Below are 15,008 nucleotides of genomic sequence, written 5' to 3' on the forward strand. Positions count from 1 at the left end.
CATGAAGGACAAGAGGATACTGATCACCGGCGGCGCCGGCCTCATCGGATCGCATATCGCCGACCTGCTTGCCGGGGAGCGGCCGCGCGAGATCGTCGTTCTGGACAATTTCGTGCGCGGGCGGCGCGAAAACCTCATGCAGGCCGCCAGCGCCGCACCGGTCACGATCATCGAAGGCGATATCCGCGACCGCGCCTTGCTGGAGAGGACATTCAAGGGGATCGACATCGTCTTTCATCAGGCGGCGATCCGCATCACCCAGTGCGCCGAGGAGCCGCGGCTCGCCTTCGACGTTCTCGCCGGCGGGACGTTCGACGTGCTCGAGGCGGCGGTGAAGTTCGGCGTTTCGAAGGTCGTGGCCGCGTCTTCGGCGTCGGTGCTGGGGCAGGCAGAGAGCTTTCCCACGACGGAAGACCATCATCCCTACAATAACCGCACCATCTACGGCGCCGCCAAGGCCTTCAACGAAGGGCTGCTCCGAAGCTTCGCGGACATGTACGACCTGAACTACGTGGCATTGCGCTATTTCAACGTCTACGGCCCGCGCATGGATGTGCACGGCGTCTATACCGAGGTGCTCATCCGGTGGATGGAACGCATCGCGTCCGGCCTTCCGCCGATCATTCTCGGCGACGGGCTGCAGACGATGGATTTCGTTCATGTCCACGATATTGCTCGTGCCAACATTCTGGCCGCCAAGGCGCCGGTAACGGACGAAGTCTTCAATGTCGCGAGCGGCAGGGAAACCAGTCTGAACGAACTGGCGGAAATGCTCCTGGCGGTGATGGGATCGACGCTGAAACCGGAATATGGGCCGGCGCGAAAGGTCAATCCCGTTGCCCGCCGCCTCGCATCGACCGCCAAGGCGCGCGATCTCATCGGCTTCTCGGCCGAGGTGGACATGGAGGCAGGCCTTCGCGACCTCGTCGCCTGGTGGCGCCGGGAAAGGGTTATGGGAGGGCAGGCCGCGTGAGTGCTTCCCTTTCTCCCATTCCCGTCGCCAAACCCGAACTCGACGAAGAAGAGGCCGATGCCGTCCGGCGGGTCATCCTGTCGGGCTGGATCACGCAAGGCCCGGAAGTGGCCGCTTTCGAAAGCGCGTTTGCCGCCTATGTCGATGCCCCCTTCGCCACGGCGGTTTCCAACTGCACGACGGCGCTGCATCTCGCGCTCAAGGTGGTCGGGGTCGGACGTGGCGACGAAGTGATTACCGTCAGCCATTCCTTCATCGCCACGGCCAACGCCATTCGCTACTGTGACGCGACGCCGGTCTTCGTCGACATCGAGGCGGATGGCTTCAACATCGATCCTTCGCGGATCGAGGCGGCGGTCACGCCGCGCACGAAAGCCATACTGGTCGTGCATCAACTGGGCATGCCGTGTGATCTCGCGGCGGTGATGGCGATTGCCGGCCCGCGGTCGATCCCCGTCATCGAGGATGCGGCCTGTGCATCGGGAAGCGAGATTTTGCTGCAGGGTCGTTGGGAAAAGATCGGGCGTCCCTATGGCGACATAGCTTGCTTCTCCTTCCATCCCCGCAAGGTCATCACCACGGGTGACGGCGGCATGCTGACGACTGCCAACGCGGAATACGACCGTAAATTCCGGCTCTGGCGCCAGCACAGCATGAGTGTTGCCGATACCGTGCGGCATGGATCGAAGTCGGTCATCTACGAGACCTATCCCGAACTCGGCTACAATTACCGGATGACCGATCTGCAAGCCGCGCTCGGCCGGGTGCAATTGCGACGGCTGCCGAGCCTCGTAGCGCGGCGTCGGCGGCTCGCTGACCTCTACGGCAAGTTGATTGCTGGCATCGCACCGGCATTCACGGCGCCTCGGGAGCCTTCATGGGCGCGCACGAACTGGCAGAGCTATTGCGTGCGCATCCCAGACGGCGGCGATCAGCGGGCGATCATGCAGGCGCTGCTCGACGAAGGGATCTCGACGCGGCGTGGCGTCATGAACATCGCGGCCGAGCAAGCCTATGCCGCGCAGGACACGCACCGCGTGGCCGGGGGCCTGGAGCGCAGCATGGCCGCACAGGAAAACTCCATCATCCTGCCGCTCTTCGCACAGCTTTCCGAAGAGGACGTCCATCGCGTCGTCGGCGCGCTGGCAAGGGTTTCCACACGAATGGAACGTACGCTCGAAACGGCGTTGTAAGCCCTTTGCCGGAATGGCGCCGTCAGGCGAACCGCGTGATGAGGGCTTTCAGCGGCGAGGGCAGGGACGAATGCGGAACCAGCCGCACCAGCTTGCGCATGGAATAGAGGCCGGTCAGCAGCAGCACCGCCGAGCCCGTGGCCGTCGATTGCCAAAGCGGCAGCGCCTGCGTCGCCAGAAAGACGAAGGCGCAAGCGAGGATGAAGAGGGGGGCGATCCCCGCATTCTCCCTGGACCAGCGAAACCCACTCATCCGCCGGACGAGGGCGTAGATCAGAATGCCGTGCCAGACATAGAGGCCGAGGAAGGCCACTCCAGCACCAGCGGCGCCGAAATACGGAACGAGAAGGAAGGCCAGGCCGACATGGACCACTGTCGCCGCAACCTCGGTCCAGAAGAAGATTGCCTCCGCCGCCTTCGCGATTACGATGTAGCCCATCGGCCAGGCGAGGATGCGCAGCATCATGCCCAGGCATATCCAGCGAAGCAGATCTGTCGCCCCGTCGAAGGCATGTGAGTAAAGGATTTGCAGCACGAAGGGGGCGAAAGTCAGCGTGGCGACAACGCCGGGGCCGGCAAGAAGCAGGCTCATCTGCACCTGCTCGTTCACAAGGCGGTTGCATTCGGCATTGTTGCCACTGACCGCCGTCAGGCGCGGATAGAAATCCGTGCCCATGGCCTGCAATACGATGCCGGCATAGAGCCCCCCGATGGCCCAGGCTGCCTGGTAGAAGCCGGCTGACGCGATCCCTGCGGCGTGCAGGACGATCAGGCGATTTGCATAGGCCGCGCCGAATGTCAGCAGTCCGCTTGCCATGAACACCAGCCCGAGCTTGAGCAGGCGCTTGCTCTCACGCCCGAACAGCGGCGGTGGCATTCCGGTCGATGGCAGCTGGACCCGGCGGCGAAAATGCCATGACGTCAGGCCCGTGACGATTGCGACGGCAATCAGCGATGGGACAATGCCGTTTAGGCCGAAAAAATAGATCAGGGGAATGGTGATCACCGTGCCGGAAAAGGCAGCGGCGACGTTGACGATCGCGATGTCCGAAATGCGGCGCAGCCCCTGAAGCAGCGCCATTTGCCCTCCGGACACGATGCGCAGGGCAACGGCAAGCGACAGCAATGCAACTCCACCCGCCTGCTGATGGGAGCCGAATGTCAGGCCGGAAAGTGGAACAGCCAGCAGGACGAGAAGCAGGGCGCCGACCGCGCCGAGCACAAACGCCGTCCGCGACAGCACCAGAGCGGTGCGCGCGATTGTCTCGTCATCGTTCGTGCCGGCAGCCTCGGCGATCTGCCGCACGCCGCTCGATTGCACGCCCATGCCGGCAAGATTCTGGGCCATGTCGGCAAGCGCGCTGTAAAGCCCCATCAGGCCGATGCCCTCCGGCCCCAGCATGAGGGCGACCGCTTTGTTGCGGATGATCGAAAAAGCAACGCCGACAACCGAAGACGCACCGACCAGGAGCGTGGATTTCAGGATTTGCGTATGCGTGGTCTGCTCGCTGGGAGAGGCGTCGCAGGGATGGCTCATTGGCTGTTTCCGGCGACCGCATCCGTCTGTGCGTTTTGCGCAAGCGTTTCCGACGCTGTGGTGCTCGGACTGCGGGTGACGCGAAGCACGTCCCCGGGCTGCAGGACGGTATCGCTGCTTGCCGTGATTTCCCGTGTGCGGCCGCCGACCAGCCTGTCGAGCGAGAAGACCAGCACCGTGGGGTCGCCCGCATCCGACACTTTGTCCTGTTTCGACAGGATCCTCAGCATCTGGTTCTGGGCTGCCTCGCGTTTCACAAGCATCTGGTCCAGGTTTGCCTGCTCCGTTTGCAGCTCGATGTTCACCTCGGTTCGTTGCCGATCATAGAGGCCTTCGAGGTTGCGCGATGCTTCGGAGATGTTCTGCTTTGCCCGCATCGCATCCGCGGACACGTCGAGGCGCGCGGCAGAATAGCTTCGAAGCATCCGTTCGAGGTCGCCCTGTCTCGCGGGAAGGGCGATGCCCTTGTCCACCATCGTTTTGAAAAGGTTCAGCTCCTTCGCGACGGATTTGATGTCGGCCTCGGCGCTGTCGGCTTTCTTGTCGAGCGTCTCGAGTTCCACGCGAAGGAGATCACGCAGTTCCGTGAAGGACTTCGCCTGTCTCTGCAGGAGGTTGAACCGCGCTGTCATGACAGCCTTCTCCTGCTCATAGACCGCCCGGGCCTCGCGGCTTTCCATTCCGGCCGGCAGGTCGAACTTCGGTTCCTTCCCGTCCGACAGTTCAGCGTGGAAACGCGCAATCTTGATGCGGGTGCGCATAATGGCGTTTTCCAGTCCGCGCAGATTTGCGACCAACTCCGTCCTGTCGGGCAGGGCAGGTCCGTCGCTGTCCGCGTTTTTCTCGCCGCCTCCCACGGCAAGGGCCTGCAATGCCGTCAGCCCCGGTCGGAACTCATAGGTGCCCGGCAGCTTCACGTCCCCGACGACGTAAATCGGCGGATATTTGATGACCGCCACCATCGCTTCCGGTGCGCGGACAAGGCCGATCTTGTCCTTCAGTTCCTCGGCAATCCTGGCGGCAAGATCGGCTTCATCCAGGCTCCCGACCGGGAGTCGACCGATCACCGGGAGAGATAGTGTCCCGTCCTGCGCGACGATAAACTCTCCGCTCAGGGCCTCCCATCGTTCATAAAGACCCTTCGTCGGCATCCACTGGACGATGTTCAGCCGGATGGTCGTATTCGGCCAGATCCGTGGCGCATCCGCAGAGGCGGGCGACCAGCAAAGGGCGGTCAAGATGGTTGCGGCGAAGAGTGTTTTCAGCGGGCGTGGTCGATCCTGCAAAATCTGGAACATGACTATGGAACTCGCCTGTCGAAGATCGGTGAGCGACTGGTGCCGCCGTGATGAAGTTCTTCTGCATTCTGCGGAGCGAGAGCGGTTTTCAGTAGTCGATCAGTCGTCGGCAGGCTTCATCAATTAGAAGTAAGCCGCACCGCTTACGCCAACCGACGGCAGGGGCGGCGTGCGGATATTACGCCGGATAATCCTTTTGTAGTGGGAACTGGGCACTTGTTCGATCACGAGGAAACCACAGGCGCGCAGGAGTAACCCTTAGGGAGCTATCGCGAAGATACGACACCGAAGATAGAGTGTGATGCCTTGGATGGCAGCCGTGTTCGTGTGGGGAGCGAGGAGGTCGGCATGGCGCCGGAACGACAGAGCAAGTGCGATGCTTTTTCGGCAACGCCCTCTCGAACGGATGTGGTGCGCACGATTCTGGTGGTGGGACCTTCAGAATGTACGTGCGAGAGGCTGGAGGCCTTTCCCGAAGAATTTCCGCAGACCGTGGTCCTGCATGTGCCGGACATCGAAGCGGCCTGCAAGCCGTTCGCCAATCCGGTCGGGCTGATCCTCATCGATTCCGCGCTTCTTCCCGCCGCCGAGGCGGCGGCGTTCGTCTTGCGCCGCATGCATCCCGATGCACAGATCGCGCTTACCCACCCGACCGTATCGGGGATCGGAAAATTGTCGAGAGCCGATGGCGGGCCGAGGGTCTACCGTAGCCTCCTGCCAATGGATCTGGCGATCCACATCTGGCTTGCGGTGGTGCGTCTGATGCTTTCGGGTGGCGAGTATTTTCCACTTTCGCCTGCGACCCTCACGACGACGCGCCATCGCGGCGTACGGGGAAAACAAGGCTTCTACAGTGCGGACGACAACCCCATCAAGCTTACGGCCCGTGAGATGGAGATCCTGGAGAAAGCGGCTCAGGGCATGCAGAACAAGCTGATCGCCGCGGAGTTCAATCTCTCCGAAAATACCGTGAAGGTGCATCTGCACAATATCATCAGCAAACTCGGCGTTCACAATCGCACGGAGGCGGCCGCCAAATATCATCAGCTGTTGAGTGCAAACCAGGAAAGATGAAAACCATGGGCGGCCGTGCCGCCCATGGTCATGGTGCATCAGATGAGCAGGAAGTCGCTCGCTGAAAGATTGTACCCATTGTCGAAAGTGGCAACCAGGACCTTCGTCGCTGCTCCGTTGCCATCGCTGTCGTAGTAGAGGGCATCGGTCTTCGTGTCATAGATGAAACGGTCGTTGCTATCGAGAGCGGCAGTGCCAAGGCGGAAAGCGCTGGCTGCGAGGCTGCCCGTCGGCCCTGAACTGACATCGAAGACAAGAACGTCGGAAGACGTGAAGTCGGTGATGTGGTCTGCGCCGGCAGTCTTCACCTCGCTCTGGCGGAAGACGAATTTGTCGGCACCCGCCCCACCGGTCAACGTGTCGGAGCCGGCCTGCCCTTCCAAAGTGTCATTGCCGGCACCCCCGATGAGGATATCGTTGCCGCTACCACCTTTCAGGCTGTTGTTACTGGCATTGCCTGTCAGGATATTGTTGCCGGAGTTGCCTGTTCCGTTGATGGCAGCCGTTCCGGTCAGGGTCAGTCTTTCGACATTGCTTGCCAGCGTGTGGCTGACGGATGCCTTGACGGTGTCCGTTCCGGCGTTGCTGCCTTCGGTGACGACATCGCCGGCATTGTCGACGATATAGGTGTCGTTGCCGGCGGCGCCGGCCATCTTGTCCGCACCGGCACCGCCGTTGAGGATGTTGTTGCCGGCGTTACCGGCCAGGGTGTTGGCGGCAGAATTGCCGGTGCCGTTGATGGTGGCTGTTCCGGTCAGGTACAGTCTTTCGACATTGGTCGCCAGCGTGTGGCTGACGGATGCCTTGACGGTGTCCGTTCCGGCATTGCTGCCTTCGGTGACGACATCGCCAGCATTGTCGACCATATACGTGTCGTTGCCAGCGCCACCGGCCATCTTGTCCGCACCGGCACGGCCGCTGAGGACGTTGTTAGCGGCGTTGCCGACCAGAACATCGTTGTAGCTGGAACCGATCAGGTTTTCGATGCTGACGAACTTGTCGCCGGCAGCATGACCACCAGAGGCAGTCCCTGTTTGGAGGTTGATCTTGACGGCCGCCGAACCTGCATAGGTGGCCGTGTCCGTGCCAGCACCGCCGTCCAGTACATCGGCGCCAGCGCCACCCTTCAGCAAATCGTTGCCGCCAAGACCCTTGTAGGTCTCATTTCCGGCATTTGCCTTGCCGCTGAGGGGAAGCGTGTCGTTGCCCTGCGTTCCCGAATAGACGGTTCCGACCGGTTTCACCGGTGTATCAAGATCGGTGTTGCCCGACAGGACGGGCTTGTTGTCGTAGAGCGAGAAATCGCCCCAATGGCCGCCGCCGATCTGGTTGTTGGTGATCTTGATCGTGCTGTCGACGACAGTGCCGCCGTTGAAACGGTCATCGAGGTAAACAGTGTAGCCACCGCCGACCAGACGGTTGCCGTCGATATTGATGTTGGAGAGGCCGCCGAAATCATTGTTCATCATGATTGCCGACGTCTGGTCGTGGTCATTGATGATTGTGTTGTGAATGATATCGATATCGTGACCACCATTGATTTCGATACCATCGTAGTGTGCATCGCTCCCACCACGCAGATTGTGGATGTAGTTGTCCTTGATCAGCGTGGGCGCGATGACATTGATGCCGTTGTCGACATCATGCAGATTGTTGCGCAGGAACGTGCCGAAGCCATAGATGGCATTGACCGTAATGCCGCTGCCATCGATTTCGCTGTCCTGCAGGGTGAAGCCGGTCGCGTCGTCCATCACGCGCAGCGCATGCCACTCGGTGTTGGAGATCAGCTTGACGTTTTTCAGGGTGACGTTCTTGGCCTCGATGACGATATCGCCATGGACCTCAAGATTGCTGATGACAGCATTGTCTTCGGTTACGTGATACGATCCCGTGTACTTGGTCATCTTCGTGCCAGTGGGAACGCCGGTGTTGGTGGCGTCCGGGTAGCCCGAAGCAGCGGCCGCGGCGTCGGTGCTGGACGCTGCAAGTGTTGTCTGGGCAGTTGCGTCCGCGGCCTTGCTGGAGGCGGTCTGTATGGCCTCCGCCTGTTTTGTCTCGACATCTGTCGGCGAGGTCACGGAGGCGTCCTTCAGAGACGCCGCGCCGTCAACCGCCGAAACTTTCAGAGCACGATCGTTGTGGTCGTGACTGTTGTCATCCGAACGACCCGTTCTCAGTCTCAGGCTGGATGTGCCGCCAATCTCGTCGTTGATTGAATTGCCGAAATTACGGAAGTGGAAGCTGTCCCGTGCGCTGCTGTTTTCGGCATACACGCTTGAATCGAAAATTGTGTCGATCTCGCTACGAATGAGCGATGTGTCCTCCAAAAGCTTGGAGACGGATACGTCGCGAAAGTCATTTCTCATGGTCTTGTCACCTTTCTCCCAACGGCCGTCTTCAGCGTGCATGCCTAGCTGATTTGACGGGCTGGATACTACTTTATAGGTAGGTCAGCGCTGCGGGCCGGAAGGTAGTCTGGCTCGATTTGAAAGGCAATGTAGCGAAATAGTACTAGATTACGCGTTAAAATCGCCTTAATGCGGCCATATTTGCTTTGTGCTTCAACGTAATTCTGAGGTCGCATCAGATTTTATTTTGACCTTATTTGATGAGGATTTTCATTTTGTGGGATTGAGTTGAATTACTTCGTCAACTTTGAGTTAAATTTAAATACTGAATTCATTTCCAAAATTGCACTGAGATCTAGATCGCGACGAGACGCAAGCCGAGGCGCCACATTGTCGCGCGTGCGCAGTGCCGCCGGTCTGCCGTCTCAAAAGTGATTCTCCCTGAAGAATGGTCCGTGAGCCGAAGAAGGACGCCGAAATTTTGCACTGCCGTGAAATCGGCAAAGCGATTTATCGAGACGGGATGTGTTTCAGGAAGCGGAGATGGGGAACAACTGCCCATCCTGAGCGGTTCGGTTTCGTAGGAGCAAATCGTGCCTGCCGAGAGCGTGGGCTTATCGAGGCCGAACCCGTGATGCCATGCGATGGAGCGTGACGGCGCAATGGAGCGGGCTGGCCCACCACAGCAAGGAGTTACAATGGCTATCATTCCGAGCGATCCCAATCCCGGCCCGAGCCCCGTGCCGGACCTTCCCCCGATCGACGTGCCGCCGATCCAGGAGCCCGAGCCGGATCTTCTGCCGGACGAGGAGCCCAATCCCAACCCGGATGAGAACGACAATCCGGACAAACAGGCGGTCTTCTGACAGCGCGGAACAGAAGTGCGGCCTGGAGCTTTCCCTTCCATCAACGGAGGCAGATGATGAAACAAAAACTTCTGGCCAGCGACGCGGGCGAGCGCACGTTCATTCTCGTTCTCGACGAGGGAGATGAGGCTTTCAGATGCATCACCGATTTCGCCGAAAGAGAGGACGTGACAGCGGCGTCGATCACCGCGATCGGAGCCTTTCGCTCGGCGACGATCGCCTTCTTCGAGTTCGAGACGAGGAACTACTTGAAGATACAAGTGGAGGTGCAGTCTGAAGTGCTGAGCTTGCTGGGTGATGTGGCCGTGGACGACGAGGGCAAGGCGAGCCTGCATCTGCATGTCGTGCTCGGCTTTTCGGATGGAAGCACGAAGGGCGGGCATTTTCTGCAAGGTCACGTCCGGCCCACGCTGGAGGTGGTGGTGCGCGAAACGCCTGCCGATCTGCGGCGCAGGCACCGTCCCGATCTCGGGATCGCGTTGATCGACGTCGACTAACCCTTGGTGCCTTCCTTCCAGAGGGGAACGAGCGGGCCGGCGACCCCGTAGATGGGATCGCTGTGCGGTATGGGCATGGTGGCGATGACCGTGAGTTCGCCGGGGGTGGCCGCCCCTGTTTTGATGTCGGCGTACTGGCCGGGCGGGTAACCGCCGACCACCAGGAAATCGTCGCTGGCCGACTCCCGCTTGTGGCCGGTCCCGGCGGGCAGCACCAGGCAATCGCCGGTGCGAACCTGGAGGGTTTCGCCATCCGGCCCGCCGATCAGCAACTCGGCGCTTCCTCGCGCAACACCGAGCACCTCATGCGCGCCCACGTGATAGTGCTGGTAGGAAAAGACGCCGTTGCGCCAGAGGCCCTGCCACCCCGCATCGTGAAACAGCCACTCGAAGGCGCGGGCCTGATCCCTTTCGTCCGCCGCAAGAACGTCCCGGTACACGAGCACCGGCAGGAATGGGTGGTTCGGCACCCACTCGCAGGCAGAAAAGAAAAGGGTTTCCGGTTGTTTCATAGCAGTCTCTTCGAAGTCTTGCCGAGATCCTTGCGGATCGTCCTTGGTTTTTCAGGGTCTGGCGCCGATTGCATGCCCAACCCACCCGCGCGCCAAATGTTCCGGGAACAGAAGTCGTGATGCCGCATTAGGCATGCGGATGCGTGTTTGTTGGAGGCGTTCACCCATGGATAACAAGGATAGATTGATCCTGGCGCTAGCGGCATTGCTGCGCGCCGAGCGCGAAACGCGCGGGGCCTTGATAAGCGCGCTCGAAGAGGATTCCATCTCGCGCGAAACGCTGCTCGCCATGCTGTCCGATCCCATTCCCATCGTCACACAGGAAGATATCAAATTCGCCGAGCGGTTCGCACTGTCGAAACACCTGCCGCTCGAAAGGAAGGGGTGATGGCGCCGCGGTCGTTCTGGAAGGGTTATCTAAAACTCTCACTCGTTACCTGTCCGGTGGCGATGACGCCGGCGGTTTCGGAGGAGGACAAGGTTCGCTTCCGCACGCTCAACGCAAAGACCGGCAATCCCGTGGTCAGCCGCTATGTCGATGGCGTAACGGGCAAGGCGGTGGGCGAGGATGATGAGGTGAAAGGCTATCCGCGCGGCGAAGACGATTATGTTATTTTGGAGGATGACGAGATCGAGGCCGTGGCGCTGGAAAGCACCCGAACCATCGATATCGAGACTTTCGTGCCACGCGAAACAATCGAATGGATCTGGTGCGACGCGCCACATTTTCTCGTGCCGAACGATACGGTGGGTGAAGAGGCTTTTTCCGTCATTCGCGAAGCGATGGCCTCGACCGGCACGGTCGGAATTTCCCGACTGGTCCTCTATCGCCGCGAACGCGCAGTGATGCTGGAGCCGCGCGGCAAGGGTATCGTCTTGTGGACGTTGCGCTATGGCGACGAGGTGCGCGAGGAGAAGGAGTATTTCGCCGGGCTGAATGAAGCGAAACCGGATGCCAAGGCGCTGACATTGGTGAAAACGCTCATCAAGGAGCGGACGAAACCGTGGAACCCGAAAATGGCGGACGACCCGGTGCAGAGCCGTCTTCTCGAAATCATCGCTGCGAAGAAGAAAGGCCGCAAGCGCCCGGCAAAGGCGAAGACGCCGCCGCCGACCTCCGGCAATGTCATCAACATCATGGATGCGTTGCGCAAGAGCATCAAGGCCGAGGGCAAGGGCAAGTAGCGCCTCAGCTTTTCGCCTTGCTCTTTCCCGTCTCCAGCGGTTCCGCCGCAGTCTTGAACTCGGCCCACGGATCGGCATCGAGTGCCTGCAGCCGCGCCGGCGTGTTTTCGACCGTGAAATAGGCGGGGCCGATATCGGGACTGAGCTCGCTCCAGGCAAGTGGCATGGAGACGGCAGCACCGGGACGCGCGCGTGTGGAGTAGGGGGCCACCGCCGTCATGCCGCGTTGGTTGCGCAAGTAGTCGATGAGGATCTTGCCGTGGCGCTTCGACTTGGTGATGGTCGAGACGTATTTGTCCGGGCTGTCTTTTGCCATGGCATCGGCGACATCGTTGCAGAAGGCCTTGACCGCCGGCCAGCGTGCGGAGGGTTTCAGCGGTGCAACGACATGCAGACCCTTGCCACCGGACGTCTTGACGAAAGTGTTGAGCCCGGCCGCTTCCAGCCGCTTGCGTGTCTCTTCCGCCGCCTCGATGATTGCCGGCCATTCGACGCCGTCGCCGGGGTCAAGGTCCATGATGATGCGGTCTGGTCGTTCCCAATCGGCGAGTGTCGACCCCCAGGGATGGATTTCCAGGGTAGCCGACTGCACCAGACCGATCAGCCCGTCGAGATCGTTGATCGCGACATAGGGCTCGTCGTCCTTCTCCGCCGGGTCCTGCACCTCGACGATATTCGCGTTGATGCCCTTCCAGGCATGTTTCTGGAAGAAGGTCTGGCCGTCGATGCCGCTCGGTGCACGCAGGAGTGCAAGCGGCCGACCGACGATATGCGGGGCGATGTAACGCCAGACCTCGGTGTAATAGTCCGCGAGACCCTCCTTGGTGACGCCTTCGGCAGGCCAGTAGACCCGGTCGGGATGGGTGAGGCGCACGGTACGGCGCGGCGGCTTTTCGGCTTTCGGGCTTGTTTTCGCTCTGGGCACTTCGGCGACAACCTCCGTTGCTGGTTTGTCTTCCCGCAATCCGCGGAAGGAAGCATGCCGCAAATGCCCATCGGCCGTCCAGGCGCGAAACTCCACTTCCGCCACCAGCTGCGGCCGTACATACCGCGCCTGCCGTGCTTCGTCCGCGGTGAGCTGTCGCCCAAAAGGGCTTTCGTCGGTCCGCATGCGGTTGAGTCGCTTGAAGAGATCGGCGGCAACCGAGGCACTGAACCCGGTGCCGACGCGACCAACCGGCTCGAGTTTTCCGTTCTTGTAGAGGCCGAGCACGAGGGAGCCGATCGCTTGGCGCGTCACGGTGGAGGGCACGAAACCGCCCACGACGAATTCCTGTCGGGCGGAGCACTTCGACTTGATCCAGCTCTTGCTGCGCCCGGCGCGATAGGGGGCGTCCCGCAGTTTCGAGACCACGCCCTCCAGGCTCAACCGGCAGGCATGACGCAGCACGAGCGCACCATTTTCGTCGAAATGGCCGCTGTAGCGCAGGGTGCCTTCTCCTTCTGGCACCAGTTTCGCCAGCAGGGATTTTCGCACTTCGAGCGGGACGCGCGTGAGGTCGTAGCCGTCGAGATGGAGCAGGTCGAAGACATAGAAGACGAAACGGTCATCCCGCCCATCGCTGAGATCGGCCTGGAGGGCGGAAAAATCGGAAGCGCCGGACCCGGTCTCGACGACGAGTTCGCCATCGATGATCGCCGTGCCGACCGGCAGGTCGCGTAGCGCCGACGGAACGTCCTTGCCGAACTTCTTCGTCCAGTCGAGGCCGCTGCGGGTCAGAAGCCTGACCCGTCCGGCCTCGATACGCGCTTCGAGCCGATAACCGTCGAACTTGATTTCGTGCAGCCATCGCTCGCCGGCAGGCGGGGTGGCGGCGAGCGTCGCCAGCGTCGGCGGCAGGAAATCCGACAGTTTTGCCTTGCGCGCACCTTTGAGTTCGGAGGGGTCAGGCACCTCAACCGCCCTGGACGCCGGCTTTGCTTTCGCCACCTTGGCCGGCTTCGCCTTTGCGGATTTGCGGATGCGCCCGGTCTTGGACGACCAACCCGGCGCCTCGCCGGCGACATCGTCGATCTCCCGCCCGGTTTTCACGGATTCCGTTCGCCGTTCGAGAAGATCGTCCGCGCCTTCCGGCACGGAAAATTCGTCGTCGCCCTTGATCAGCAGCCAGTTCTCGCGCTTCTCGCCGGGCTTGCCCTGCATGCGCACGAGATGCCAGCGACCGTGCAGCTTCTCGCCGTCGAGCTCGAACTCCAGATGGCCCTTGGCATAGGCTTTCCTGGTGTCGCCGAGCGGCTGCCAGGTGCCGCGATCCCAGACGATCACCGTGCCGCCGCCATATTCGCCCTTGGGGATCGTGCCTTCGAAATCGCCATAGGCGAGCGGGTGGTCTTCGACATGCACGGCGAGCCGTTTTTCGCTCGCAACGAGGCTCGGGCCGCGCGTCACCGCCCAACTCTTCAGCACACCGTCCATTTCGAGGCGGAAATCGTAGTGCAGGCGTGTGGCATCGTGTTTCTGGATGACGAAGCTGTTGCCGCTCTTGCGCCCTTTCCGGCCCTTGGGTTCGGCGGTGGTTTTGAAATCCCGCTTCTGCCGATAGACATCGAGCGCCGCCATGTCAGCCTGCCTTTCGCCGGCTGGCGGCCGGCTTTCGTGTCGCTGCGGCTTTCTTCGTGCTGGGCTTCGCTGTCTTCTTATCGCCCTCACCGGCGCTCTGCCGCAGCGCCTCCATCAGGTCGATGACCTTGCCCTCGGCCTTCGGCTTGTGCGGCTTGATCTTCCGCCCTTCGATTTTCGCCTTCACCATCTCGGCCAGCGCCGCATCGTAGCGGTCGTCGAATTTTTGCGGATCGAAGCGGCCGCTCTTCGTCTTGATGATGTGCTCGGCGAGTTCGAGCATTTCACCCTTGAGCGTGATGTCGGTGATTTCGGAAAAGTGCTCCTGCGCAGAGCGGACTTCATAGTCATAGTTGAGCGTGGTCGCGATGAGGCCTTCGCCGTGTGGGCGGATCAGCACGGTGCGCACCCGGCGAAACAGCACGGTCTCGGCCAACGCCACCACCTTCCTGTTTTTCATGCCCTCGCGGATCAGGATGAAAACCTCCTGAGCCTGTTTGCCGGCCGGCGCGAGGTAGTAGGGTTTGTCGAAGTAGAGGTCGTCGATCTCCTCGCGGGCGATGAAGGCCTGGACATCCATGGTCTTGTCGCTTTCCGGCACGGCGGCGGTGACTTCGTCCGGGTCGAGCACGATGTAATCGTCCTTGCCGGTCTCGTAGCCTTTCACCTGGTCATCGCGTTCGACCGGCTTGCCGGTTTCGCTGTCGACGAATTCGCGGCGCAGCCGGTGCCCCGTCGCGCGGTTCAGCATGTGAAAGGAGATGCGTTCATTCGTCGAGGCGGCTGTATAGAGGGCAACCGGACAGACAAGTTCGGCCACCTTCAAAAAACCCTTCCAGTTCGCTCTTGGCGCCACGCTGCCACACTCCGGTTTCGACGCGGATGCAATGCCTCCGGGCCTCGTTTGTTCCGGCTTTCAGCGCATTGGGGCGTGAGGTCGCTTTTCAAAGACCTCCGGCCCGAAA

13 protein-coding genes are annotated in these 15,008 nt (G+C 61.0%); 7 read left to right on the forward strand and 6 right to left on the reverse strand.

Features of this window, described 5'->3' with window-relative positions; genetic code table 11:
- Position 1: 1 nt before the first annotated feature.
- Complete coding sequence (locus GR138_RS13935) at positions 2-973, forward strand: NAD-dependent epimerase/dehydratase family protein (protein ID WP_160859850.1); 972 nt, start codon at positions 2-4, stop codon at positions 971-973.
- A complete protein-coding gene (locus GR138_RS13940) occupies positions 970-2,166 on the forward strand; it encodes a DegT/DnrJ/EryC1/StrS family aminotransferase (RefSeq protein WP_160859851.1) in 1,197 nt (398 codons plus the stop codon). The genes GR138_RS13935 and GR138_RS13940 overlap by 4 nt, the downstream gene beginning before the upstream one ends.
- Before the next feature lie 22 nt (positions 2,167-2,188).
- Here GR138_RS13940 and GR138_RS13945 read toward each other — a convergent pair whose 3' ends face one another.
- Entirely contained in the window at positions 2,189-3,703 is a 1,515-nt protein-coding gene (locus tag GR138_RS13945) for an O-antigen translocase (protein WP_160859852.1), read from the reverse strand.
- Entirely contained in the window at positions 3,700-5,001 is a 1,302-nt protein-coding gene (locus tag GR138_RS13950) for a polysaccharide biosynthesis/export family protein (protein ID WP_160859853.1), read from the reverse strand. Before GR138_RS13950 ends, GR138_RS13945 begins: the two co-directional genes overlap by 4 nt.
- A 348-nt stretch (positions 5,002-5,349) precedes the next feature.
- Between GR138_RS13950 and GR138_RS13955 the strand changes: the two genes are divergently transcribed.
- Complete coding sequence (locus tag GR138_RS13955; protein WP_160859854.1) at positions 5,350-6,075, forward strand: response regulator transcription factor; 726 nt, start codon at positions 5,350-5,352, stop codon at positions 6,073-6,075.
- Positions 6,076-6,113: 38 nt separating this feature from the next.
- Here the strand turns inward: GR138_RS13955 and GR138_RS13960 are convergent, their stop codons facing one another.
- Positions 6,114-8,441 (reverse strand): calcium-binding protein, encoded by a 2,328-nt coding sequence (locus tag GR138_RS13960; protein ID WP_160859855.1) that lies wholly within the window; start codon positions 8,439-8,441, stop codon positions 6,114-6,116.
- A gap of 680 nt (positions 8,442-9,121) precedes the next feature.
- On the opposite strand from GR138_RS13960, the gene GR138_RS30285 reads away from it, so the two are divergent.
- Both GR138_RS30285 and GR138_RS13965 read left to right on the forward strand, forming a co-directional pair.
- Positions 9,122-9,289, forward strand: a complete 168-nt coding sequence (locus GR138_RS30285) for a hypothetical protein (protein WP_202402650.1) — start codon at positions 9,122-9,124, stop codon at positions 9,287-9,289.
- A gap of 56 nt (positions 9,290-9,345) precedes the next feature.
- The gene (locus tag GR138_RS13965) at positions 9,346-9,786 is read left to right on the forward strand and encodes a PPC domain-containing DNA-binding protein (RefSeq protein WP_160859856.1); all 441 of its coding nucleotides are present in this window, start codon (positions 9,346-9,348) and stop codon (positions 9,784-9,786) included.
- Here GR138_RS13965 and GR138_RS13970 read toward each other — a convergent pair.
- Entirely contained in the window at positions 9,783-10,298 is a 516-nt protein-coding gene (locus tag GR138_RS13970; RefSeq protein ID WP_160859857.1) for a cupin domain-containing protein, read from the reverse strand. The two genes, GR138_RS13965 and GR138_RS13970, sit on opposite strands and share 4 nt — an antisense overlap.
- 166 nt (positions 10,299-10,464) lie before the next feature.
- Here GR138_RS13970 and GR138_RS13975 point away from each other — a divergent pair, with 166 nt between their 5' ends.
- Together GR138_RS13975 and ku (GR138_RS13980) are read left to right on the forward strand one after the other, a co-directional pair.
- Positions 10,465-10,686: a hypothetical protein gene (locus GR138_RS13975; RefSeq protein ID WP_246200465.1), complete on the forward strand. Its 222-nt coding sequence runs from the start codon at positions 10,465-10,467 to the stop codon at positions 10,684-10,686.
- Positions 10,686-11,483 (forward strand): non-homologous end joining protein Ku, encoded by a 798-nt coding sequence (gene ku / locus GR138_RS13980; protein ID WP_160859858.1) that lies wholly within the window; start codon positions 10,686-10,688, stop codon positions 11,481-11,483. The genes GR138_RS13975 and ku (GR138_RS13980) overlap by 1 nt, the downstream gene beginning before the upstream one ends.
- A gap of 4 nt (positions 11,484-11,487) precedes the next feature.
- Here the strand turns inward: ku (GR138_RS13980) and ligD are convergent, their stop codons facing one another.
- Together ligD and ku (GR138_RS13990) are read right to left on the reverse strand one after the other, a co-directional pair.
- Positions 11,488-14,043 carry a DNA ligase D gene (gene ligD, locus GR138_RS13985; protein ID WP_160859859.1) on the reverse strand — a complete coding sequence of 852 codons (2,556 nt, stop codon included), beginning with the start codon at positions 14,041-14,043 and terminating at the stop codon, positions 11,488-11,490.
- Position 14,044: 1 nt separating this feature from the next.
- Complete coding sequence (ku, locus tag GR138_RS13990) at positions 14,045-14,899, reverse strand: non-homologous end joining protein Ku (RefSeq protein WP_160859860.1); 855 nt, start codon at positions 14,897-14,899, stop codon at positions 14,045-14,047.
- Between the last annotated feature and the right edge of the window lie 109 nt (positions 14,900-15,008).

The sequence above is a fragment of the Shinella kummerowiae genome (assembly GCF_009827055.1).
In the GTDB taxonomy this organism is placed as follows: domain Bacteria; phylum Pseudomonadota; class Alphaproteobacteria; order Rhizobiales; family Rhizobiaceae; genus Shinella; species Shinella kummerowiae.

Bases quoted from the DNA above. Each gene is read 5' to 3' on its own strand.
- ligD (WP_160859859.1), bottom strand. From the start codon at position 14,043: ATGGCGGCGCTCGATGTCTATCGGCAGAAGCGGGATTTCAAAACCACC.
- GR138_RS13965 (WP_160859856.1), top strand. From the start codon at position 9,346: ATGAAACAAAAACTTCTGGCCAGCGACGCGGGCGAGCGCACGTTCATT.
- GR138_RS13975 (WP_246200465.1), top strand. From the start codon at position 10,465: ATGGATAACAAGGATAGATTGATCCTGGCGCTAGCGGCATTGCTGCGC.
- GR138_RS13960 (WP_160859855.1), bottom strand. From the start codon at position 8,441: ATGAGAAATGACTTTCGCGACGTATCCGTCTCCAAGCTTTTGGAGGAC.
- GR138_RS13945 (WP_160859852.1), bottom strand. From the start codon at position 3,703: ATGAGCCATCCCTGCGACGCCTCTCCCAGCGAGCAGACCACGCATACG.
- ku (WP_160859858.1), top strand. From the start codon at position 10,686: ATGGCGCCGCGGTCGTTCTGGAAGGGTTATCTAAAACTCTCACTCGTT.
- GR138_RS13970 (WP_160859857.1), bottom strand. From the start codon at position 10,298: ATGAAACAACCGGAAACCCTTTTCTTTTCTGCCTGCGAGTGGGTGCCG.
- GR138_RS13950 (WP_160859853.1), bottom strand. From the start codon at position 5,001: ATGTTCCAGATTTTGCAGGATCGACCACGCCCGCTGAAAACACTCTTC.
- GR138_RS30285 (WP_202402650.1), top strand. From the start codon at position 9,122: ATGGCTATCATTCCGAGCGATCCCAATCCCGGCCCGAGCCCCGTGCCG.
- GR138_RS13955 (WP_160859854.1), top strand. From the start codon at position 5,350: ATGGCGCCGGAACGACAGAGCAAGTGCGATGCTTTTTCGGCAACGCCC.
- GR138_RS13935 (WP_160859850.1), top strand. From the start codon at position 2: ATGAAGGACAAGAGGATACTGATCACCGGCGGCGCCGGCCTCATCGGA.